Source organism: Silvanigrella paludirubra, from assembly GCF_009208775.1.
Lineage (GTDB): Bacteria > Bdellovibrionota_B > Oligoflexia > Silvanigrellales > Silvanigrellaceae > Silvanigrella > Silvanigrella paludirubra.
Genome location: NZ_WFLM01000001.1, coordinates 189,833 through 214,008, shown reverse-complemented (window position 1 = coordinate 214,008; position 24,176 = coordinate 189,833). Strand labels below are relative to the sequence as shown.

23 protein-coding genes and 1 pseudogene are annotated in these 24,176 nt (G+C 31.4%); 17 read left to right on the top strand and 7 right to left on the bottom strand.

The window, feature by feature from the left end; genetic code table 11:
• The first annotated feature begins 4 nt into the window (after positions 1-4).
• Positions 5-1,081 (top strand): hypothetical protein, encoded by a 1,077-nt coding sequence (locus tag GCL60_RS01215; protein WP_153418034.1) that lies wholly within the window; start codon positions 5-7, stop codon positions 1,079-1,081.
• A 60-nt stretch (positions 1,082-1,141) separates the two neighbouring features.
• Entirely contained in the window at positions 1,142-1,786 is a 645-nt protein-coding gene (locus tag GCL60_RS01210; protein ID WP_153418033.1) for a hypothetical protein, read from the top strand.
• On the opposite strand, the gene GCL60_RS01205 is transcribed toward GCL60_RS01210, so the two are convergent.
• From GCL60_RS01205 to GCL60_RS01195, 3 genes are all read right to left on the bottom strand, one after another.
• Positions 1,783-1,998 (bottom strand): hypothetical protein, encoded by a 216-nt coding sequence (locus GCL60_RS01205; RefSeq protein WP_153418032.1) that lies wholly within the window; start codon positions 1,996-1,998, stop codon positions 1,783-1,785. The two genes, GCL60_RS01210 and GCL60_RS01205, sit on opposite strands and share 4 nt — an antisense overlap.
• Positions 1,999-2,064: 66 nt before the next feature.
• A complete protein-coding gene (locus tag GCL60_RS01200; protein WP_153418031.1) occupies positions 2,065-3,711 on the bottom strand; it encodes a peptide ABC transporter substrate-binding protein in 1,647 nt (548 codons plus the stop codon).
• 148 nt (positions 3,712-3,859) lie between these two features.
• Positions 3,860-4,261: a TraR/DksA family transcriptional regulator gene (locus GCL60_RS01195; RefSeq protein WP_153418030.1), complete on the bottom strand. Its 402-nt coding sequence runs from the start codon at positions 4,259-4,261 to the stop codon at positions 3,860-3,862.
• Positions 4,262-4,481: 220 nt separating this feature from the next.
• Here GCL60_RS01195 and mmsA point away from each other — a divergent pair, with 220 nt between their 5' ends.
• The 4 genes from mmsA to GCL60_RS01175 all read left to right on the top strand — a co-directional run bounded on the left by mmsA (position 4,482) and on the right by GCL60_RS01175 (position 9,639).
• Entirely contained in the window at positions 4,482-5,960 is a 1,479-nt protein-coding gene (mmsA, locus tag GCL60_RS01190) for a CoA-acylating methylmalonate-semialdehyde dehydrogenase (RefSeq protein ID WP_153418029.1), read from the top strand.
• Positions 5,961-5,978: 18 nt separating this feature from the next.
• Positions 5,979-7,226 carry a GTP cyclohydrolase II gene (locus GCL60_RS01185; RefSeq protein ID WP_153418028.1) on the top strand — a complete coding sequence of 416 codons (1,248 nt, stop codon included), beginning with the start codon at positions 5,979-5,981 and terminating at the stop codon, positions 7,224-7,226.
• On the top strand, positions 7,219-8,463 hold the full coding sequence (locus GCL60_RS01180) for a DUF1688 family protein (RefSeq protein WP_202613981.1): 1,245 nt from the start codon (positions 7,219-7,221) through the stop codon (positions 8,461-8,463). Before GCL60_RS01185 ends, GCL60_RS01180 begins: the two co-directional genes overlap by 8 nt.
• Before the next feature lie 378 nt (positions 8,464-8,841).
• Positions 8,842-9,639: a DUF3626 domain-containing protein gene (locus GCL60_RS01175; RefSeq protein WP_153418027.1), complete on the top strand. Its 798-nt coding sequence runs from the start codon at positions 8,842-8,844 to the stop codon at positions 9,637-9,639.
• 7 nt (positions 9,640-9,646) lie between these two features.
• Here the strand turns inward: GCL60_RS01175 and GCL60_RS01170 are convergent, their stop codons facing one another.
• From GCL60_RS01170 to GCL60_RS01160, 3 genes are all read right to left on the bottom strand, one after another.
• Positions 9,647-10,006: a TlpA family protein disulfide reductase gene (locus GCL60_RS01170; RefSeq protein WP_153418026.1), complete on the bottom strand. Its 360-nt coding sequence runs from the start codon at positions 10,004-10,006 to the stop codon at positions 9,647-9,649.
• 12 nt (positions 10,007-10,018) lie between these two features.
• Positions 10,019-11,014 carry a hypothetical protein gene (locus GCL60_RS01165; protein WP_153418025.1) on the bottom strand — a complete coding sequence of 332 codons (996 nt, stop codon included), beginning with the start codon at positions 11,012-11,014 and terminating at the stop codon, positions 10,019-10,021.
• A gap of 179 nt (positions 11,015-11,193) precedes the next feature.
• A complete protein-coding gene (locus tag GCL60_RS01160) occupies positions 11,194-11,511 on the bottom strand; it encodes a hypothetical protein (protein ID WP_153418024.1) in 318 nt (105 codons plus the stop codon).
• A gap of 56 nt (positions 11,512-11,567) precedes the next feature.
• On the opposite strand from GCL60_RS01160, the gene GCL60_RS01155 reads away from it, so the two are divergent.
• The 5 genes and pseudogenes from GCL60_RS01155 (at position 11,568) to GCL60_RS17395 (ending at position 14,817) form a co-directional block, all read left to right on the top strand.
• The gene (locus tag GCL60_RS01155) at positions 11,568-12,365 is read left to right on the top strand and encodes a hypothetical protein (protein ID WP_153418023.1); all 798 of its coding nucleotides are present in this window, start codon (positions 11,568-11,570) and stop codon (positions 12,363-12,365) included.
• 45 nt (positions 12,366-12,410) lie between these two features.
• A complete protein-coding gene (locus GCL60_RS01150) occupies positions 12,411-13,700 on the top strand; it encodes a gluzincin family metallopeptidase (RefSeq protein WP_153418022.1) in 1,290 nt (429 codons plus the stop codon).
• On the top strand, positions 13,697-14,284 hold the full coding sequence (locus GCL60_RS01145) for a hypothetical protein (RefSeq protein WP_153418021.1): 588 nt from the start codon (positions 13,697-13,699) through the stop codon (positions 14,282-14,284). The genes GCL60_RS01150 and GCL60_RS01145 overlap by 4 nt, the downstream gene beginning before the upstream one ends.
• Before the next feature lie 89 nt (positions 14,285-14,373).
• A pseudogene (locus tag GCL60_RS17495) lies at positions 14,374-14,652 on the top strand (RNA recognition motif domain-containing protein); the annotation flags it as partial.
• 24 nt (positions 14,653-14,676) lie between these two features.
• A complete protein-coding gene (locus GCL60_RS17395; protein WP_237639039.1) occupies positions 14,677-14,817 on the top strand; it encodes a hypothetical protein in 141 nt (46 codons plus the stop codon).
• Positions 14,818-14,893: 76 nt separating this feature from the next.
• Here GCL60_RS17395 and GCL60_RS01135 read toward each other — a convergent pair whose 3' ends face one another.
• Positions 14,894-15,385: a hypothetical protein gene (locus GCL60_RS01135; protein WP_153418019.1), complete on the bottom strand. Its 492-nt coding sequence runs from the start codon at positions 15,383-15,385 to the stop codon at positions 14,894-14,896.
• Positions 15,386-15,502: 117 nt separating this feature from the next.
• Between GCL60_RS01135 and tmk the strand changes: the two genes are divergently transcribed.
• The 6 genes from tmk to GCL60_RS01105 all read left to right on the top strand — a co-directional run bounded on the left by tmk (position 15,503) and on the right by GCL60_RS01105 (position 24,153).
• Positions 15,503-16,159, top strand: coding sequence for a dTMP kinase (gene tmk, locus GCL60_RS01130; RefSeq protein WP_153418018.1), 657 nt, complete (start codon positions 15,503-15,505; stop codon positions 16,157-16,159).
• The gene (locus GCL60_RS01125; protein WP_153418017.1) at positions 16,156-16,998 is read left to right on the top strand and encodes a hypothetical protein; all 843 of its coding nucleotides are present in this window, start codon (positions 16,156-16,158) and stop codon (positions 16,996-16,998) included. Before tmk ends, GCL60_RS01125 begins: the two co-directional genes overlap by 4 nt.
• 63 nt (positions 16,999-17,061) lie before the next feature.
• Complete coding sequence (glgP, locus tag GCL60_RS01120; RefSeq protein ID WP_153418016.1) at positions 17,062-19,536, top strand: alpha-glucan family phosphorylase; 2,475 nt, start codon at positions 17,062-17,064, stop codon at positions 19,534-19,536.
• Between the two features lie 53 nt (positions 19,537-19,589).
• Positions 19,590-21,005, top strand: coding sequence for a glycosyltransferase (locus tag GCL60_RS01115; protein WP_153418015.1), 1,416 nt, complete (start codon positions 19,590-19,592; stop codon positions 21,003-21,005).
• Between the two features lie 11 nt (positions 21,006-21,016).
• A complete protein-coding gene (locus GCL60_RS01110) occupies positions 21,017-22,348 on the top strand; it encodes a glycoside hydrolase family 57 protein (protein WP_153418014.1) in 1,332 nt (443 codons plus the stop codon).
• Positions 22,276-24,153, top strand: coding sequence for a glycoside hydrolase family 15 protein (locus tag GCL60_RS01105; RefSeq protein WP_153418013.1), 1,878 nt, complete (start codon positions 22,276-22,278; stop codon positions 24,151-24,153). The genes GCL60_RS01110 and GCL60_RS01105 overlap by 73 nt, the downstream gene beginning before the upstream one ends.
• Positions 24,154-24,176: the final 23 nt, after the last annotated feature.

The window sequence follows — 24,176 nt, the reverse complement described above, 5'->3', positions numbered from 1 at the left end:
AAGTATGAAGACAATTATTAAAGATGCAAATATTCATCTAAAATCAATTGAAAAAAACTCAAGAATAATTGAAATTTTAAAAGCATCTCTTAATTTAAATTCACAAGATGAATCTGTTTCTCCTCTTCAAAAAGATTTTTTAGCTATTGAAATTGCGTATTCTTATAGACACTTTGGCTTTAGTTTATTTTCAAAAACTAGTCTTGAATTTATTGTAAAAGAAATGACAAGATTATCAGGTGTTAACCATAATTTTATAAAAAATTGGCTCGCCATTACAGCAGATTTAATTTTGCAGGAAGTATCTGTCGAAAAAAAAGAATCTTTATATGAAGAAAATATTTTGGAAGAAATTTTTGCTCATGATTTTGTAAAAAGAATTTTTTGTTCCGAACAAGAAGAAGATTATTTAACCGGAATGGCAATATATCCAAGTGAAACCGTAGAAAAAATAAGAGAAATATCAAGAAGTAAAATTGCAAAATTAACTTCAAATGATAAAAACAATTATGATGACTTTATTCTAGAAAATAATGAATTTTTCTTAGATGAATTTCCATATATAAAAACATCTATTTTTAATTATTTAAATCAATTACAATCCGATCCATTATCATTGTTATCATGGAGATTAGAATCTTTTATCAGTTTTATTGAAAAATATAATGACTTTATCTTTATTTTAAAAGAAATCAATTCTGAGAAAAAATTTGATTCCAAAAAAATTATGGCTATAGTTTCTTTATTAGTCCCACATAGTGATGATACTGGTAATTTATTATTGCCTCATTCTCCAATTACAGCATCACAAATCTCAAAAATTTTTTCTCCCGATTTTAAATCAGAAAAATTTCAAGTTGATATTTTAAAAAATTGGATTAATCCTTCTCCAGGAGAAGGAATTAAAAAGGACATAGAAAATTTATTAGAAACAGGTGTCGATTTTGGGTTGTTTTTTAAAATACCTAGTGGAAATAAATCTTTTTCATATGGATTAAGTGAAAACGGTTTGAAAATTATCAAACCATTTCATAAAGTTTTAACAGATACTATTCTCTCAAGTTCTATTGACCAATTATAAATGGAATATTAGTTTAAGCAAATTGAATAGGATTATCCTATTTTAAGCTTGAGGTTTAGTATGCCACGTCCTGTTATTGATCACTCTGAAACAAATGAATATTTTACTATAAAAGTAACAAAACCAAGTCTTCGGTATATAGATTTTTTCTTAAAACTAAAGTCTGCAGCAAAACTTATTGATACAGGTTTTTATCCAAATGCTAAAGAAATATCTGAAACTCAAGGAGCATTTGAGGCCGTAAGACACAAATTAAAATTAGATTATAACGATGAATCTATAGCAATTCTTGTGGTAGGTGATGGGTATAATCCAAGAACAGGATATTATATAGCAAATATGACTAAGTGGACTATTTTTTCAATTGATCCGGCAATGGAAAGAGATTACAATAAAATACTTGAGAAAATAAATGATAAAAAAAATATAAATATTATTGCTAAAAAAATTGAAGACTGTTCTTTAAATTTAAATTCTTTTCAAAAAATCGTTTTATTATTTGTACATTCACATGCAAGTTTAAAAGAAACAATCAACTCTATTCAAATAAATCCCAATTCAGAACTTCACGCGGTTTCTATGCCTTGCTGTTTTGATGATGATTTAGGAATTCCTTATGATATAACTTATGATGATCCATATGTTATTTCTGTTCACCGTTCTTTATTTATTTATAAAAATATAATGAGACATTTTGTAAATTAATTATTAAATGCTTTTGAAATTGCATCAATTACTTTTTCTCTATCAATAGATTTTTTATTTGATTGATCGTCTTCATCTTCGGGATACAATTTTAATTCTTTTTGTATTGCAACAAATAGTGAAGTTTTTTTACTAACTTGAATTGATAAAATACCAAACCAAATCACTCCAAAAAATATAAATATAGTAATGTATTTAATTAATCCGCCCATGCTTTTAAACTCCCAGAATAATATCGTGACTAAAGTTTAAAAGCTTAACGTCAAAGGAGTGACTCGTTATCTTTGTTCATGTTCTTTTATATATAACTCAAAGGATTGGGTGGAGTCTTGTGGGTTTTTTCCAGTATAACCGCCAACATGTTTTTTAACCAAGTGAGTAGTAACAGCAGAATATAAAGGAACAATAGGATAAGAATTCATCATTAAAGCTGATGCTTCTTCAAGAATTTTTTGCCTTTTCTTTAAATCTAGTTCTTTTGTCGCTATTTTTAATAGTTCATCATATTTTGGATTGTTATATTTTGAAGTATTCATTTCACTACTAGATCTTGATAAATCTGCAAATGTATTCGCATCATTATAATCCGCTATCCATCTATTCCAAACAACATCAAATTCACCTTTATTTCTTGAATTTAAAAAGACTTTCCATTCTTGATTTTCAGTAACAGCATTTACTCCTAAAGTTTGTTTCCACATAGATGCAAGAGCTAAAACTAATTTTTTACTATTATCATTTGTATTATATAATATTCTAATATTTAAAGGCTTAGCTGCTGAATATCCAGCTTCTTCATATAATTTTTTTGCTAATTGAATTCTTTCTTGAATAGATTTATCACTCCAATCATATTTAAATTGATTGTAATTTTTTGTTCCAATAGCAACAATATCATACAAAGGTTTTTCACCTCTCATTGTTACTTTTTTTGTTATGACATCACGATCAACCACAAGTGATAATGCTTTACGCAATTTAATATTATCTTTAAAAGGTGGTTTATCTAAATTAAAACTAAACCAATAAGAAGTTAAAGCAGGGTTTGTTTTAACTTCGTCAGTTAGCTTTCTTTTTAAAGAATCGTATTTATCCATAGGAATTTCATTCGTAATATCTATCTGACCTGATTCATACATTTGTTCTTCAGATGTTAAATTTTGAGTAGGATAAAAATTAACTTCTTCAATTATCGTTTTTTTCGCATTCCAATAATTTTGATTTTTAACCAATGTGATTTTGTCTCCAACTTTCCAATACTTTAAAGTATAAGGCCCGTTTGAAACTAAAATTCCAGCTTGAAAAAATTGATCTTTCTTTTTATCCATTGCATTTTTATTTGCTGGTACACAGTTACTTAAAGTTAAAATTTCAAATAAATAGGGAGTCGGTTCATTTAAAGATATTTGTAAAGTATAATCGTTTAAAGCAACCACACCAAGCTTATTTAAAGGCTCTTTTCCTGCATTTATTAATTCTGCATTTTTAATTGAAGATACAATAAAGGCATAAGAAGATGCTATTTTAGGATCAACGAGTCGCTGAAAACCATATACATAATCATGTGCAGTAATAATATCTCCATTTGACCATTTTGAATTTTTTCTAAGATGAAAAATATAAGTCAATCCATCTTTACTAATTGTCCAATCTGTAGCTCCCGCTGGCCTTAATATTCCTTGAGCATCATAACGAACAAGACCTTCAAAAAGATCTAAACCTACATTTGCAGCTTGAACATCTTCTATTTTTTGAGGATCAATAGTTGGGATTTCGGCTCCATTTCCACGATTTAAAACTTGATTTTTAGATAACTTAATACCATTTGGTAAGTCCGCTGCATAAGAGAAATTTGATAAACTTAAAGTTAATGGTAGATATAATAAATAGCTTTTATTTAACATTTTTTTGAAATTATGAGACATTAAAATCCCCTTATGAATTGTTTTATAAATGAATGAATTTTGAAAATATCACTAATGTAAATGGCAGTCCAGAAAAGAAATGTTTCATATAAAAAAAACCTCTAAAGAGAAATCCCTTTAGAGGTTTATTAAATACGAATAAATAAAATCAATTTGCTCTTCTTCCCCTTTCAAGATCTTCTTGATGGCGTAGAGAATAGAGAGCCCAAGGTTGTATTTGCAAACGTTTAAATCCGATTGGATCGCCCGTTCCTTCACATAGTCCATAGGTTCCATCATTGGCTTCAATTTTTCTTAGAGCTTTTTCAATTAAAGCAATTTTTACTCTATCAGCTTCTGCAAGTTTCATATTTACTTCTTGATCTGTTTCAACAGATGCTAAGTCGGTTTCATCAGATATATCATCCCGACTTATTTCATAGGCTCCTTCATTTTTACGTGCAACTTCTTTTGCATAGAGCTCATCACGCAATTTTGTAAGTAAAGTTTTGAGTTGACTTACTTCCGCTCGAGTCAGCTCTTGTGGTTGAGAAGGCATTTTAGGCGGCATCGTTTTTTATTCTCCTACACAACACTGATACCAAAAATAACGTTGGTATGACTTTATTGGATGCAAATTAAAACATCAAATGTCTGAATTCGCCTTTTTATTAGTGGGCTGAATTTACCGCACCGGAAAATTGACATACACTAAATTCTCACCAATAGTCTAGGGATAGTACGCATACTCTTTTTGTTCAGCAAAGCCAAGGAAAAAGGATAAAGATCTTATGTCCTCTTCAAGCACAAGCCCAAAGATTGTAGAATGCCTTAATTTTATTGAAGGAAAATGGGAGACTCCCGATGAAAAATTAGGAGTTATATTAAGCCCTTTTAATGGAAAAACAATTGCAAATACTTACCGAAGTTCTTTTAAAACAATTGATAAAGCAGTTCAAACTTCAAAAACAGCACAAAAAGAATGGGGGCAACTAAGTTATCGTGACAGAGCCCTTGTTATGAATCAATTTAAATCATGGCTTCTTGATAACATGCCTATACTGTCACAAACAATAAGCAATGAGTGCGGCAAACTTCCCGAAGAAGCTCGCGACGGCGTTTTAAAAGGAGTTGAGATCATTGAATTTGCGATAGGGCTTCAAAATAATGATCCCCTTATCAAAATGATGGTCTCAAAAGGCATTCAATGTGAATACAGAAGAGAACCTTTAGGAGTAGTTGCTGGTATCACACCAAGTAATTTTCCCGCAATGGTACCCATGTGGATGATTCCTATAGCCATCATGGTTGGGAATGCTTTTATCTGGAAGCCTTCCGAGAAAACAGCAATGACTTCGCTTCTAATTGCAAATGCTCTTAAAGAATGTGGATTACCCGATGGGATATTAAATGTAGTTCAAGGCGATAAAGTAACAGTAGACGCTCTTTGTGATCATGAAGACATAAAGGCAATTGGATTTGTTGGTTCTTCTCCTGTTGCAAAATATGTTTACACACGATCAACGGCAAACGGAAAAAGAGCTTTAACGTTAGGGGGTGCAAAAAATCATATTTTTTTAATGCCAGATGCTCAAAAAGAACTTGCCGTGGATGGAATTTTATCTTCCTTTTCAGGATGTGCTGGGCAACGCTGCATGGCAGCAAGTGTATTATTGTCTGTTGGAGAAACCGACTCCCTTATTCAAGAAATAGCAAATAAAGCAGCAAAGTTTCAAGCGAGCAAAGATATAGGAGCGATTATAACGAAACAATCTTTGGATCGATTAAAAAATGCAATTGAAAAATCTTCATCTGAAGGTGCTAAAATTCTTGTAGATGGACGTAAGGTAACAGTACCAGATGAACTTTCAGGCGGTAATTGGCTTAATCCAACAATATTAGATCATGTTGATCCTCAAAGTTATTCTGCTAAAGAAGAATTATTTGGCCCTATTTTATCAATCATTCGTTGCAAAAATTTGGAACAAGCTATGAAAATAGAAAATGCAAATCCTTATGGAAATGCCGCTTCTGTTTTTACATCTCGTGGAGATATCGCGGAATATGTTTCTGCAAATGCAAAAGCGGGAATGATAGGAATAAACATTGGTATTCCTGTACCAAGAGAACCTTTTTCTTTTGGCGGAATAAATCTTTCTAAATTTGGACATGGAGATATCACTGGTGATGGTGGTATAGAATTTTGGAGTAATCGTAAAAAAGTAACAACAAAATGGTTTCAAATCACCAATCAAAATTGGATGTCCTAAAAGAATTAGGAGTAAAAAATGACAAGTAATGGTCACGTATTATTAACTTCACATCCTGCAAGTATATTTAAACACGCCGCCCCTCTAAATTGGGGAGAAGCAGACCCATTATTAAGAGGTCCAGTTGTTGCATCTTTAACAACCCGCGAACATCGAAATTCCATAGGTACACATAGTGGAAGTTATACCGTTTATCGTGCCTTAGCAAATGCATCTGGCGCCTTAACGATGGAACATAAACCAGATTTAACAAATACATCTCCAGTAATAAATATTGGCCCTTTTCCATCTTGGGAAGACCCTGAAAAAATAGTAAGCTTAGACCCATGGGGAGCAAAAGTTGGCGAAGTTTTTAAATCTTTTTTTGAAAAAGGTTATGACATAAGACCAACTATTGCAATAACTACTGCACATATAAATATGCCAGAAATCTCTCAAGCAATTGAAGCCGGTAGACTTCATATAGATGATAAAATCATATCTAAAAATAAAGACGTTTTAGTAACAAAAGCGGCTATAGATCCAGTGTGGTATTTACCAGGAATTGCAAAAAGATTTAACGTCTCAGAAGGTGATTTAAGAAGAGTTTTATTTGATCAAACAGGCGGCATGTTTCCAGAATTAATTACACGCCGCGATCTAAAAGTGTTACTTCCTCCAATTGGAAGTACCAGCGTTTATATTTTTGGAGATGTAAAAAACGTTTCCGATCTTTCGAAAAAATTAACAGTTCGAATTCATGATGAATGCAATGGTTCCGATGTTTTTGGTTCCGATATTTGCACTTGTAGACCTTATTTAACCCATGGAATTGAAGAATCCATTCGTACCGCACAAGAAGGCGGTTCAGGATTAATTGTTTACTTTAGAAAAGAAGGCAGAGCTCTTGGTGAAGTAACAAAATTTTTAGTATATAATGCAAGAAAACGCCAAGAAGGTGGTGATAGTGCCGCCACTTATTTTCATAGAACAGAATGTGTTGCTGGCGTTCAAGACATGCGTTTTCAACAACTCATGCCAGATGTTTTGCATTGGTTAGGAATTCAACGCATTGATAATCTCGTTTCTATGAGCGATATGAAATACAATGCAATTGTAGGAAGTGGAATTGAAGTTGTTAGAAGGGTTTCTATACCAGATGAATTGATTCCGCCCGATGCTCAAGTAGAAATGGAAGCTAAAAAAGCCGCCGGTTACTTTACAGAGGGAAAAACAAAAAGTGTCTCCGAACTTAAAAAAGTGAAAGGGCGCAAATTAGATGAATAAGCTTATGAATGACTTTAGCGGTGATATTCACGATATCGAAAATATTTTTTCTCCTTTAACAATTAGAAAAAAAGCTCATGAAATATTTAATTTAGCCTTATCTGGCAATACCAACTTTATTGTTCATATGGATAAATTAGATGAAGTTTCTAAATTTGTTACTTCTGTTACTTTAGAAAATTATCCCAATTTAAATATCCCTTTTCATTCAAGATGGAACCATTTCAATGTGGGAAATTTTGATAGATTAACAGAATTAAAATTAGCCCTAACTCGTTTCACAACAAATCAAAGAACAAAATCTAAATTAGACCTGGTTGTTTTAAGCGTTTTATTAGATGCAGGGGCAGGTATTCGTTGGCGATATTCTGAAAAAAATACAGGAAAAGAATACACACGTTCTGAAGGCCTTGCTGTCGCAAGTCTAAGAATGTTTTTATCAGGATTATTTTCTTCAGAAAAAGAAAATCCTTATCAAGTAAATGCAGAACGTTTAAAATCTCTTACTTTAGAAGAATTTGCACAAGGACTTCAAGTTACCGAAAAAAATTCTTTAATTGGAATGGAAGGCCGTTTAAAACTTCTTCAAAATTTAGGAGAAACACTTTTAAAAGACAGCGATATTTTTGGAAGTGAAAATCCTCGTATTGGAAATATGCTCGATTATTTACAAGAAAAATGCCCAACAGGGAACGTAACAGCGACACAAATTTTACGAACAATTCAGCAGGGATTAGGATCTATTTGGCCAGGAAGAGCTTCTATCAACCAAATTAATTTGGGAGATGTTTGGTCATACAAAGCTTTAGGAGAAGGAATTTCTTCCTTGGTCCCATTCCACAAACTTTCTCAATGGCTTTCCTATTCCTTATTTGAACCTTTAATGGAAGCAGGATTTACCATTTCTCATATAGATGCCTTAACAGGACTTGCTGAATATCGTAACGGTGGATTGATTATTGACACAGGTTTAATTACTTTAAAAAATAAAGATGAATTTGAAAAATTACATCATCCTGGCGCGCCTTTAATTGTTGAGTGGCGCGCCTTAACTATTGCTTTACTAGATGAAATAGGAAAAAAAGTAACAGAAATGTTAGGTAAAAAATCTTCCGATTTTCCTCTTGCTCGCGTTTTAGAAGGTGGAACTTGGTGGGCAGGAAGAAAAATTGCGGCTCAATTAAGAAAAGACGGAAGCCCTCCTCTCAAAATTGAAAGTGATGGAACTGTTTTTTAATTGAAGCTTAATAAGTATCAATATTATTCTATATTTATATTTATTTTACAAGCTTCACAAAAATAGACCACGTTAAATATTTATTAAAAAATATATATTATTATCAATAATATACAATAAATTCATACACAAATAAATAAGTTCATTGATAAATTAAACATTTAGTGATATTTAATCTAAATGTTATATTATATTTATTTGATTATTGGAGATAATTTATGACATTAAACAAAGAAAATCATTCTACTTACGCAAAAATATTTCAAAAAAATATTTTAAAAAAATATTTTAAAAAACGTAGATGACAGATGTACTCTTAATCAAAAAATAAATTACGAAAAAGCTTTTAAACGAGTTCGAGGATTATGCAAAAGCGACATGGAAGCTAATGAATTAATTTCTAAAATTATTAATGTTTTACAAAATTCAAGACTAACAATAAATTTTAATTCTTCCAAATTAGATTTTACAAGCCTTCTTAAAAAAGGTGAAATTTACAATTGTTTTCGTTTATCAGGCAGGCCAAATGATTTACCAGCATATAATGTTGGAAGAGACTCTATTGAAAATTCCGCTTTTCAATTAAACAATTTGACGGATTCTCCTTATCAAAAATTAGCTGTCACGGGTGGTTATAGTAACTCTTTTAACCCATTAAATAGAGATTTCCAGGGAATAAGTAGGCCTATCTATGCTGCACTCGATTTTTTAGGATATAAACATGGTGGCGCATCTCATTATGGAAAATCTTTTTTTGTACTAAATGATTATGTAAAACACGTTTGCACTTATTCACCTTTTGATATTTATGGAAATCGATTCAACTCAGATTATAATAAGTTGTGTACTTTTTTTAGTTTTGAAAACTTAATTGCAAACTGCCAAAACGATTTTTTTGGCTATAATTGTTTTAAAAGTTTAATAAATAAAGCAAATAACACAAACGCACCTATTCATAGTAATTATGGAAAAGGAGCTGAAGGTAATTATATTGAATCCCATATACATGGCCAAGTTAAAATAGAGACAGATATAAAAAATATATATATTTCTAAAAGCGAGCTTCAAGAAATATACCCAAAAATAGATATGAATCAAAATTTAAAATTAATTAAAGAAGTAAATAGTAAATTTCCAAGAAAATCAAATCAAGATTTTATTCTTTTCACAGATTAAATTTAATTTAAGGTTCTATTATTTTTTTGGGTACGGACTTCACATTATATTTTTTAGCAATTAATCTATCTTTATCAAAAATACATTTATGATTAATTTTTAAAGACTTTAATGCAATATCTCCTTTCCCAACAGAATCAAAGGTATTAATTAAAATATAATTTTCATTTAAATCATTTTTTATTTTAAGCAATTCTTCTTTACAATCAGAGCACCATGATGAAAAAAATATCAATTGAATATTTTTTTTTCCATGAACACTTTTTATAAAGCTATCTAAATCGACAACCTCACATAAAGCATAAGAAATACTTGAATTTAATAATAAAATAAGACTTAAAAATTTTAAAATGAAATTATATTTCACAATATACCTTTTTTAAAAAAATGTTCTTTCATAAGCAACTAAAGCTGAGTTTGAAGTCGTTTGATTTGAATTTGTATAAGGTCCCAAATTTCCATCATAAGCGCCACCAATTGTATAGGTAAATCTGAGAGTATCCAAATCTGTTACGTTAAATTTAGCAAGGAAAAATGCAGAATTTGATTGAGCTGGAGAAATTGTTTTTGATGTTTGATTTCCAGCAGAATTTTCTAAATAAATTGTTTCTTCACCAATATAATCGAGAATCATACCTGCCTGAACAGAAAATTTATAATCTGTAAAAGCATGACCCACTGTAAGAACAGTAGTGTATTGTAAATCACGAGTACGTTTTACTTGATTGATTCCACCACCAAAATCATTGCCTGGAGTTCTATTAAAAGAATAGGTGATTAATTGACTTGCACCAAATTGAATCATAGGCATTCCCCACCAAAAATCAATTCCTCCATTTGTTTGATGAAAACCATTGCCTACAGTATCAACTGCGCCACCATCTCGATCAACCATATTTTTTGCTAATCCAGGTTTGTATCCAGCCATTAATTGTATTTGAGGACGATAAATATTATCCATTCCCATATTCACTAAATTGTATCTTCCAGAAAGAATAGGATCGCCTAATAAATACTTAGTTTTTGTGCCATTTGCATAATTCATTGAATCGGCAGGGCCTTCATTTTGAATCACAGATCCTGTTAAAGTAACAAAAGAATTTTCACTCGTTCTATAACCAACAGCAAGAGTTAAGGTTTTTCTTGAAGTCAACATTTTATTTGCTGTTCTTGTTGTTGCTGAAGCTCCATAGCCACCATAATTCATGTACCCAAAATTCTGAGATATTCCTAAATACATTTTTAAATTTTCATTTGGATTTAAAACAAGTGGAGCGGTTGCACTTGATCCACAAGAAGAACAAGCAAATGAACTTTCTGAAATAAATCCTGTTACTAAAATAGATCCTAATACACTTATCTTTTTTAAATTCATTACAAGAAACCCTTACATGACAATAATAGAATATAAATATAATAATAAATTTAAGTCATTATTATACTGACATCCTTAAGTATGAGTTCTTTTCATAAATTTCAATAAAAAAAGATGAAACAAATTGTTGCGGCAGTTGGCTATTTAAAAACTAAGTCGTGATATTTAAAAGACTAAAATTATTTATCTTCTGGAAACGAACTGCTAAATGTATAGTTATAGACCGTCATATTTTCATTAAATCGAATTGTAAAATCTTTTGTTTGGCTTTCAGAAAAAAGGGAATACTTATAATATCCATAAGAATACGTTTTCATTCCTGAATCATAACCAACACGATAAGGTGGGCCAAATGCTTTTTCAATTTCGGTTTTTGTTGTAACATTCGGTTTGATCCAATTTACAACACTTGGAAATTGGTTTCCAACTGTTAAGCATGAAGTTGTTGTTAAAGAAACAGCTACAAGCATGTTTAAATATAAAGTTTTTTTTAGCATAGTTCTGAAACTCCATTAACTATAATGTTTATCTTCTTTACAAAGGTAGATTCCAATTGAAACAAGTTACACTTTTATGTTTCTTAACATTCTTTATAACATTTTCTGCCCACGCTCAAAGAGGAAGTGACTTTATTGAGCAAACCCCTCCGGTAGAAACTCCTTTAGGTTTTTTTTCTGGTTACTTTGACACGGGAATGGTCCCAGAAAATCGTTTTACTTTTGATCTGCCGCTCACCGGATTTGATTATGGAATAACAGACAATTTCACTATAGGAACAAATACAGCATCAACCCTTGTTACTTCATTTACATTTAATCCTTTTTTATTTTTAAAAGCAAGATACCGTTTCTTTAGTAACAAATCTATAAGTTCAGTAATAACTGGTTACTTAGGATATTTTTTAATTCCTTCTTCAAGCAGTACTCCAGAAAACACAACTTGGTTAATCAATTTTACAAATAATACATCCTATTTTTTTAACTCAAATAATATTTTAACATTTCATTTTAATACTCTTAATTTTAGTTCTCAAAATGGTGATTCTAATGATAAAAAATATTTTAAATTATCATTGAATGCCATTGCATTTGGTTTGGGTTATCAAACTTTTTTTACAGATAGATTTGGTATAGAAGGACAATTTTTATATTCTCCTTACTTTAGCATTTCATATGACGATCCTGGACAACAAACTTCTCTAGATTTTAACACAAACACACAATCTATTCCTTTTTTTGTTCGTATATTATTGAATTATAAAACAGGGAAAGAATCAAATTTAAATTTTGGTTATTGGAATTTTACAAATTTGGTTTCAGGCCCTTGGCTGGGATGGCAAGTTTTATTTTAAAAAATTTAAATATGAAATAAATTATTTTTAAAGGAGAATGAAACCTTGGTCCAAAAGAAAAAATTTTTTAAATTATTTATTATTTGTACTTTATTTGTATTTATAAATAACTGTACAAATCAAGATAAGGCCCCTGGCCCACCTTACACTGCTGAAGTCTTACAAATGAATAGCATGACTTCAACCCAAAAACGCTCTGAAGCACCAACATTTAAATTTGATAAAGCAACTTTTACTTGGTTACAGGATCTTAACTCTTTAAATGGAAATTATTTTAATTTTGTTTTTGGCGGGATTTTAAAAGCAAGTTATGTATCTGGATCAATTGTCTCAGCAAAAAGTTTCGAGCAGTCCAAAGATTTAAATTTAAGATATAATGTTAAAAATGGTGTTGTTGTTCCAAAAGATTATTCTACCTTAGCTATGCTTTCTTCTTATTATCAGTTTGATGTTGTTGCAAACAATATCCAAACTATGACTGGATATTCAATGGACTCTATTTTTTCAAAATATGGAAAAATTCGTATCTTTTTTGAACCAAAAATTATTCTAGAAAGCGATGGCAGCACAATTCAATCCTCTGGAAAATTAAATGCGGCCTATGTGCCTGGAGCACATCAATTTATCATGTTTCAAAGATCAAATTTAGAAAACATTCCCCTTGCCGCAAATTTACAAGTAATTGCTCATGAATTTGGACATTCTATTTGGGAATTGGCATTTGATAATGGGAGCACCCCTGATTGTGACAGATTAAACCAGGAATATGTTATCCGTGGATTAAATGAAGGATTCGCAGATATGAATAGTTATACTTTAACAGGAAGTACAAATATTCTTCAAAATAGCATCGATTTTGGTAACGGAGGAACTCAAAGAAATTTTTCTACCATCACGTTTACTTATGACAACATCACAGGAGGAGTAGCAGATTCATCTAATTCCACCTGTGAACAAAGTTTTTATTGTATTGGTACTTTATTTGCCAATGCTCTATTTAATGCTCAAAAAAACTTAGGGTATGATCAAACTTCTTTATCAGGAAGTTTGGCTCGTGGTGCTTTTATGACTTTAGTGACGAATGCCATTAAAACAACAAAAAGTAACATGAGTAATTTACCAAGCAGTAGTTTAATAAAATTTTATGACTATTGTAAACCTAGCCCAGGAGACAGCAATAATTCCGATTACAACGGCCTCATTTTAGGATCTTTTTTTAATTCCTTTTTAACGCAAATAGGATCGGGGGCAACACAAACTCAAATTTGCACTCAATTAAAAGCAAATTTTGGATCTGTTGGTTTTCCAAGCACTTATCGTGTGGGTTGCACATGAAAAAACGAAAATTTTTATATTTATTTTTTATTTTTCTACATTTTTTTATAGCTAAAGTTGCTTTTGCCGATAAAAAAAACTTTCACTTAGCAGTGGGAGGCGGCGCTAGTTTTTATGTTCGGGAAGAATACGGAGAAACTACATTTAAACAGATTGCTCCTGAAATTGTCACATATGGATATCTCCCTCTATACAAAAGCATTTGGTTTCGTCCTGGCTTTCGAATGAATTATTCGTGGCAACAGCCTGACATGCCTAAGGCTTTGAGAATTGAAGAAAAAGATTTTAGATATTCTTTGGAAACAGGAATTTTATATGACTGGGTTGTTATTCCAAGCTTAAGTTATTCATTTGGATATATTTACAGACAAACAAAATTTATAACTCAGTACCCAATTACCTATGCTGTGGATGACATTTCAGGGACTGAAAATATCCCTTTTTCTCAATTTCAATTAGGTTTAGGATTTCCAATACTTAAAGGATTAATTGTTTTTGAACCCTTTATTCGATACATAATAGTGCAAAACGACAAAAGATATAAATGGGGTTACGGCTGCGAAGCTACTTTTTTAATCTTTTAACTAATTATTACGACTGATTTTTTCTACTGCAACATTTTTCTCTTGCAAGTAAACACGTTCCGTGAAACACTCAAGATTGAGAATACTCCGTGCGTCTTGAAAGTTTTCAGAGCCACCGATTGTCTCAAAGTTTTACTGTTCGATACAACGCGTGGCATGGGGCTTTTGTGTTTGATCGGCACGTGTACAATTCAACTGGAGATCCTGTGGGTACCAAGTTATACGTAGGCAATTTGCCTTTTTCAGCAACAGAGAATGATATCGCAAGCCTTTTTGAAAAAGCAGGCAAAGTAGCTTCTGTTCGCGCTGTAATGGATCGCGAAACTGGCCGTTTTAAAGGTTTTTGTTTTGTCGAAATGGAATCAAAAGAAGATGCTGATAAAGCAATCGAAATGTTTAATGGTAGTGAGCTAAACAATCGCCCTATGGTTGTTAACCCAGCACGCCCTCCAGAACCACGCAACAACCGTGGCGGATTTAACGGCGGCGGACACCGTGGTGGTGAGCGTCAAGGACGTCCACCTCGCTATTAATCAGCACAAAAGCCAAATTTTTTGATTTTTCATGAAATTGGATAGCCTAGTTATGTCTCATAACTAGGCTATTTTTTTATCCTACTTTTGAATAGGGTTTATCCTGTAACAACCATTTTTTCCATGTTTCTACAGTCTTAATAAACTTTTTATCTTCTTGGACTTTAGCCAAATCGGCAAGCCAGCCTCCAATCATTTTATCTTCTTGATGCACTTTGACGCTCTTTTTTAGGGGTTTGTATTTAATTTTATAAAGCTTTGTTGGGACTTCACCTTCATAAAAAGATGCCAAAGCAAACTCAGGCGGAACTCCAATTTCTTTTGCAAGCAAAGTAGAAATACAGCGAATGACTTCTGCTTGTGAAGCATTTTCACTGCCTTTCGCCGTAAGCTCATCAAAAGAATAAACGACAGCTTCTGCTAGATATTTTTCTAAATTTTCCACATCATGAGCCATAACCACTGGTAATGCATAGCTTAAAAACCCTCTCCAAAGTTCTCTATCACGGGCATGAGAAGAGTCGGAATAAGCTGAGACACCTGTTAAATCAAGATCTAACTTTTCCATGAGAAAGACCTCCATCAAATTCTATTTTCCACTTCTCTCCCTTTCGGTCATGTTCTATGTTAGCTAAGCGTAGGGGATTGCCCCTCGGTAAAAACTGCATTTAACCAGGGAACACAAATGGCATTTATAGTATTTGAAGGTGGCGAAGGTGTTGGGAAAAGTACTCAAATAGAACTTCTTTTTACAGCCATAAAACAACTTGGCATTCCTTGCACCTCAACTCGTGAACCTGGTGGCACGCCCTTTGCCGAAAGCATTCGCTCTTTATTTAAGCAAGTTAACACGCATAATGACGCCCCTCTTCCGCTCACAGAACTTTTGTTGGTATCTGCGGCACGAGCGCAACATATTCAAAAAATCATTCAACCCGAGCTTAAAAAAGGCCATTTTGTTTTATGTGATCGATTTTTAGATAGCACATATGTTTATCAATGTATTTTAGGCAATATTAATAAAGATGTTGTTGATAGTATTTCAAAACAAATTATTGATAATTTAATACCCGATCTCACATTTGTTTTTATTGCTGACCCAAATACAGCGGTCAAACGCATCCACAGTGAAAAACAACGACAACAAGACCGTATGGACTCCCAACAAAAAAATATTCATTTTTTAATTAAAGATGGTTATCTTAAAATTTTAAATACACCATTTACTTATCCAAATGGTAAAGTACCAAAAAGAATCCTTATCAATGCAAATTTATCTATTGAAGAGATTTTTAAAGAAATAAAACAATCTATTTTGACTCATTTAGGAATTACATTATGAATTCATTTGAAGAGTTCATTAAAAACATTCAAGATTACAAACATCACGCCCTACTCTTAGTTTGTAAACAATTTGAAAATATGAGTTTTCCAGAAGAGCATTTTAAAACACTTGTGAAAGAAATTTCAGGAGTCGCGCTTTTTCAAACAAATGATGTTTCTCTTTTTGATATCGCCGCTAGTCATAATGATATTTTTATTGCTGACAGAACACGCAAAATTTTACGAATAGAAGACTTAGCTAAAATCAAAGAATTGGTTCTTTACCAACCCTCAGAAGGAAAAAGACGTTTATTTTTCATTGAAAACTGTGAAAGAATGAATACAAATTCAGCAAATGCTCTTTTAAAGTCTTTGGAAGAACCTCAAGCAAAATCAATTTTTATCCTCACGACAAAAAATCTAAGTCTTGTACTTCCCACAATTTCGAGTCGCTGCCAAAAAGTTTTTATTCATTTTAAAGAAATTTCGAAAAAAAGCATTCTTGATAGCATCTCTCAAGAAGATTTTAATTTAATAAAGTTACAAATAGATTCCTTTAAAAATTTCATGCCAAATCTTGTAAATTCACTTCAAGAAAAAGAAACCAAAACCGTAACTTTAAATGAAATAAAAAGTGTTCTTGAAATATCAGAAAAACTCTCAAAAGAATATCAAGCAAATTTATTGCAAGACTTAATTGTTTTGGCTACAAATGAAAGATTAAAAAAAGACCCTTCTTTTCTCGTTATTGCAAAATCTATTCTCGCCAATGTAACAGAATGGAAAAATGCAGAAACCCTGAATCCATCTAGTCAATTATGGTTAAATAGAATTTTCTTAGGTTACAAACTGAATTAGAATAGTTGCAATTCTCTAAATTACAAGTCAATATTTATTGGCAAAAAAATTAGGGGAATATAAATGCGTACTATTCAACTCCATATTCGATCGTCATTACCAAAAAATTTAGAACCACTCTGGGATCTTGCTCGCAATGTTTGGTGGTCATGGAACAGCAACGCTATTAATTTATTTAGAAGAATAGATCCTCAAGAATACGAAGCAAGTGGTCCTTGTCCTTTAAAGTTATTAAATACACTACCCTCATCTACTTGGGAAAATTTAAAAGAAGACAATGGTTTTTTAGAACATTTAAATGAAGTTTATAATGAGTTTAAAAATTATTTAGAAAATGGCGTTACAAAAGTAACAGATTATAATCCTGCAAATAAAATTGCTTATTTTTCAATGGAATTTGGTTTACATGAAAGCATTTTATTGTATTCAGGAGGGCTTGGCGTTTTATCAGGAGATCATTTAAAAACAGCAAGTGACCTTTGCCTACCGCTTGTTGCAGTTGGGTTATTTTATTCTGAAGGTTACTTTAGGCAAAATTTAAATAGTGATGGCTGGCAAAATGAAAATTATGATCCAAATGATCCTTTTTATTTACCAATGCAACTTGTTACAGAATCAACAAATAAACCGTTATTAATAGATGTAAATATTGCTGGTGAAACTGTTTATTCACAAATATGGAAATTAAATGTTGGAAGAATTCCACTATTTTTATTAGACACAAATGTAAGAGAAAATTCATATGAGAGCAGAAATATCACATCAAGACTATATTCTGGTGGACAAGAGTTACGCATTCAACAAGAGATTGTTTTAGGAGTTGGAGGTATAAAAGCTCTCCAAAAACTAAATATATCGCCCGCCGTATATCATTTAAATGAAGGACACTCTGCTTTTTTAACATTAGAAAGAATTTCTCAATTTATTAAAAAAGGATTAAATTGGCAAGAAGCATTAATTGCAACTAAAGGAACACAAATATTTACAGTCCATACACCTGTTCCAGCAGGCAATGATGCTTTTCCAATTCAAATGTTATCAAAATATTTAGGAAATATTTTTGAAAAATATGGAATTTCAGATGAAGAGTTTTATAATTTAGGGCGTTCGCCAGACAATCATTCTGAATTTTCTATGCCCGTTTTTGCGTTAAGAACAAGTGGACACCGAAATGGAGTAAGCCAACTTCATAAAAAAGTTTCTAAAAAAATTTGGAAGCCATTGTGGCCAACACTTACTGAAAATGAAATTCCTATTAATGGAATTACGAATGGAGTTCATACACGCACATGGTTGTGTAATGAGCTTGTTGAGTTATTTGATTTTTATCTTGGCAAAGGATGGGACGCAAAATTAAATGAACCAAATATTTGGAAAAGAGTCGAAAACATTCCTAATTCTGAACTATGGAATGTACATCTTAACAGAAAAAGTCGTTTGATATCTACAATACCTAAATCAGAACTATCAGCAGAATATTTAACCATAGGTTTTGCTCGACGTTTTGCGAGTTATAAAAGAGGTCATCTTATTTTTAGAAATATTGATCGCCTAAAAAAAATATTATTAAATTCGGAAAAACCAGTTCAACTAATAATTTCAGGAAAAGCACATCCTGCAGATAATTTAGGAAAAGAAATTATTCAAAAAGTGGTCAAATCAATTCAAAATGAAAAATTAAGCAGTCGAATTATTTTTCTTGAAAATTATGACATGCATATTGCGCAAAAACTTGTGAGAGGCGTTGATGTTTGGTTAAATACACCGATTCGTCCTTTAGAAGCTTCAGGAACGAGTGGTATTAAAGTAGCCTTAAATGGTGGATTAAATTTTTCCATCTTAGATGGATGGTGGGATGAAGCCTTTGATCCCGATCTTGGCTGGAGTATAGGAAACCGGGAAGAAGTTTTAAATGAAAACAATCGTGATGATAGAGATGCAGTTAGTTTATATGACACATTAGAATATGAGATTATACCTCTTTATTATAGCTCTAAAATACCTACAGAATGGATTGAGAAAATGAAAAAATCTATTTCTGTATTAACTCCAAAATTTAGTGCTCACAGAATGCTTGCAGACTATATTTCTAAATCCTATTTACCAGCAGCAAAATTTCACGAAAATTGGTCCATTCATTCTGATGGGCAAATTGAATCCTTAAAAAAACATATTAACAATGTCCAATTTTTAAAAGAAAAATGGAAAGAAGTTCAAATTACAAGAACCGAATTAAAACCATCTGACACTGTAATTGTAGGAGAAAATGTTTCCTTACAATTAGAAATTCATTCCCCATTCCCTGAGAATTGGTTAGAAGTTTCTTTAGTTCTTGAAAATTCGGATAATATGTATGGCATAAGTGATAGAAAAGATGTTAATTTAGTTTTTGTTGAGACAGATCCCACGCATAATCAATTTATTTATGCGATAGATCTTGAGACAAAAAATCCAGAAATTAGAACATATACAATTCGAGTTTGTCCAAATCCAATAATTTTTCCAGAACATCTTGATTTAGATTTAGTAGCAAGATAATTTTTTTAATCATTTAACGTTACATTAAATAATGATAACAAACGGCGGAATTCATGAAAATATTAATGCTAGGTTGGGAGTATCCTCCAATGATTTCTGGAGGATTAGGTACAGCAACTGAGGGATTAATTAATGGTTTAATAAAAATGGGCAATGAAGTAACACTTATTTTGCCTTATTTTCCACATCTAGTTAAAATACCAGGATTGAAAATTGTTAGCCCAGAAAATCCCTTTGTTTTTGAAAAAAATGAAAAATTAGAAATTCAAGAAAATTTAATAATTAAAAAAACGAACGATTCCATCACCGCTGTAAATGAAACATATAATGAAATTAAAAATTCAATACAAGAAAAATTAAATGCTCATAAAAATTCTCACTATAATTATAAAATAGAAAACAAAGAACTGTCTTTTTCTGAAAAGAAAAAAATTGAATATAATTTAAAAAAAATACACGAATGCATAATTAATCTAAATGAAAATAAAGAAAATCAAAACAACAGAAATATAGATTTTTCATTTTCAAGAGATGCTTCTATAAATGAAAAATGTTACATTGTTGGTCTATTAGCTTTAGATGTTTTAAGTAAAGATGAAAATTATCAAGTCATCCACGCAAATGATTGGATGACTTTCACAGCAACTCAAATGATTCGAAATAAATACCAAATACCCATAGTTGCGCATATTCATTCTACTGAAATTGACCGATCTGGTGAAATAAATAATAATAAAAATATTTTAGAAATTGAAAAAATGGGCGTGTCAATTTGTGATATTGTAATTGCAGTTTCAGAATACACAAAAAATTTATTAGTAGAAAAATTTAATATTCCTCCTGAAAAAATTAAAGTAGTCTATAACGCGAACAATTATCAGCATGTTCAAAAATTAAATGAAAAAATAGAACCTGTTTTAGAAAATTCAGAAGAAGAAATAAAACCTGTTGTAACTTTTGTAGGAAGAATTACATTTCAAAAAGGTCCATCCTATTTTGTTTTAGCAGCAGAAAAAGTTTTAAAAGAAAACCCAAATGTTATTTTCAAAGTTGTTGGTACTGGAGATCTACTTCCTGCAATGAAACAATTAACTTGGGAACTTGGCATTCATAAGAATTTTCAGTTTGAAGGATTTTTAAATTCAACAGGAGTTCAATTAGCGTTACAAACTTCAGATTTATTTATTATGCCGAGTGTCTCTGAACCTTTTGGGATAGTAGCTTTAGAAGCCATTGCTCAAAATATACCAATCATAATTTCAAAACAGTCCGGCGTCTCCGAAGTTCTGCATCACGCCATGAAAGTTGATTTTTGGGATATTGATCTCATGGCAGACAGAATTTTAAGTATTTTAAAGTATAGTCCTATGAAAAAAGAAATGATCACAAATTCTATTCAGGATTTAAATGATAGAACATGGCTTCATTCTGCCCAAACACTTATTTCCGCTTATTCCGAAATTAATTGAAAGGATCTTAAATGGTAGCGATTTGTTTTTACTTTGAAGTTCATCAACCATTTCGTATTAATCATTATAGAATTAAAGATATAAGTAAACATAATTCATATTTTAACGACTCTTCTAATAAAAGTATTTTTGAAAAAGTAGCAAAAAAATGTTACTGGCCAGCAGGACTTTTGTTAGCATCATTATTAAAAAGACATCCTAATGATTTTAAAGTAACGTTTTCAATGTCTGGAACATTTTTAGAGCAATGTGAATTATACGACCCAAAACTTTTAGAGTTATATCAAGACATAATTTCGTTACCTAATGCTGAAATCATTTGTGAAACGTCTCATCATAGCTTAGCAGCCTTGTGGGACGAAGAAGAATTTTTTTCACAAATAAAAATTCAAAAAAATAAATTAAAAAAATTATTTAATGTAGAACCTAAAGCTTTTAGAAATACAGAATTAATTTATTCAGATAATATTGGAAGACTAATTCATAAAGCTGGATTTCAAGTATGTTTACTTGAAGGTTGGGAACCGTTTATTCCCGAAGGCTGGAATACGCATCATGTTTTTCATCATCCTGAAATATCGGAACTTAAATTATTGCCTAAAAGCTATAAATTATCTGATGATTTAGCCTTTCGATTTTCAAACCGAGGTTGGGAATCTTGGCCATTAACTGCAGATAAATATCATTCCTGGCTGGAAAAGCTTTTAGATGGGAACCATGAATTTATAGGACTCTTTATGGATTATGAAACTTTTGGTGAACACCAATGGGCTGATACGGGAATATTTGAATTCCTAGATCATTTTGTAACAAATATGGCTTTTGATTCACGTTTTCAATTTATGACAGTCAGTGAAACGGCACAAAATTTCTCTTCACGGGCACCTATGAATGTCGATCGTCCACTAAGTTGGGCGGATACAGAAAGAGATATTTCAGCTTGGTTAGGTAACAGAATACAAGAGGATGCTATTCAAAGAGTTTATAAATTAAAAACAGAAATCATGTTACTAGATGATAAAGAAATAATAGAAGAATGGCGTAAATTATTAACAAGCGATCATTTTTATTACATGTGCATTAAATGGTCTAGCGATGGAGATGTGCATAAATACTTTAGCCCTTTTGACAGCCCCTACGAAGCCTACCTCGATTATGTCAATATACTAGAAGATCTTGAAATAAAGTGTGCTGAAAAATTAAGAATTAAAAATTTAGCACAAAAAAATATTGAAATATTGAATAAAGAAACAGCTGGAGAAAATCTAGAATGCGAGAAAACTACTCAAGTATCACCGCCTCGGAAAAACTCCTCGCCTGCCTCGGTGAAGATGGTCAACTAAAGGGCTTATTTTGGCCCTTTAAAGATAGTAGACATTCCCATTTAAATTTTTCTATTTGTGGATTAGCTATTAATGGGGAAAGTATTTGGCTAGATCCTGCACGCGATCAAATTCAATTTTCTTTTTGCCCAAATGAAAATATTATTATCGTTTCTTGGGAATTAAAACATCCAAAATACAGTGGAATTTTAATTCGAAAAAAAAGTCTAGCAATTCATTCTTCATTTATTGAAAAATGGGAACTCACAATTCCAATAGAATATGCATCACATAAAATAAATTTATGGCTATTATCTAACTGGAATATGCATTCAGAAAAAAGATTTCAATCGGTATATTCAGAAACAGGCGAAGATATGATTTTTGCTTTTTCAGAAAATTTTTGGGTTGGAATTGGTGCCTGCAATGGAGCTTGTTACTCTCATTTTCAATCTGTACGAGCTATTCAAAGCTCTAGCAGTGAGTCTTTAGGAGAATTAGTAGATCATTTTTTATCGGAACCCAATAAATTCAGAAGAATTGAAATGGGAAATGTTTATGCTGCTGCTTGTACTCAGCCTCTTGTATTTACAAAATCAATTGAAAATGACTTGTTGTATGAAGGCGAAGTTTCCATTTTTTACGGATTTGGAAATAATCAAGAAGAATTAGAATATAGATTGTCAATGTATTTTGATAATTCTGCATTAGAAAAAGAAGTTAATGAAACAATTCAAATTTTAAAAAATAACTCTCCTATTAAAATTTCCAATTTACCATTGCCACAAAAAAGATTTTTATTAAAAGAAATATCATTAAAAGTTTTAAAATCGTTAATAGACGAAAATGGCGGAATTATCGCCGCTCCCGAGTGTGATCTCGATTTTCAACATAGTGGTGGCTATGGGTTTGTTTGGCCTAGAGACGCCGCATTTTGCGCTTTAAGCCTTATGAAATGCAATCAGTTTAAAGAAGCAAAATCTATTCTTTTATTTTTAGCCAAAGTTCAAAGTCATCATGGCGATTTTTTTCAAAGATACGATTGCCAAGGAAATAAAGCCCCAAGTTGGTGTGAGCTACAGGCGGATCAATTAGGTCTTGTTATTACAGCTATGATTGAATATTTAAATTATGAAAAAAATGAAGTTTTATTGGATTCTATAAAAAAAGGGATTCAAAAATTAGCTAATGACTTCTCTGAAAAAGGCTCCTTAGTAAACAGTTTTGATCTTTGGGAAGAAATTTATGGCTTACATTTTTATGCACACGTTACAGCTTATGGAGCACTATATCGTTCCTTAAATTTATTTCCTGATCTTCAAGATCTTATTCATTCCGGTTTAAAATCTTGCAAAAATTTTTGTTACCATCACTTGTATGTGTCAAAACAAAAACGCTTTGCAAGAGCGGTAGATCCACATAATAATAGAGATCTTCAAGCGGATATTTCATTATTATCTTGTATTTTCCCTTTTTCAGAATTTCCAATTGAAGATAGTATAAAGTTATCTATTTTTGAATTTTGTTACGATAAATTAACAACAAAAATGGGAACGTTAAGATATGAAAATGATCATTATATTGGCGGAAATAGTTGGGTCTTAGCAGGTTTTTGGATGGCACAAGCAGCAAGAGAATTATCTAAAATAGAGCCGCACTTTGCTGATTTGTCATTTGATATCTTTAAAAAAACAATGAATTCCTCAAATGAAGCAGGTTTTTTTTCTGAGCAAATTGATTCAAACACAGGAAAGCCATTATGGGTAATGCCTCTTGGATGGAGCCATGCTTTTTTTCTTTGGGCAAACGAAGATTTTAAGAATTAAAAAAATATGAATTAAGGAGTGTT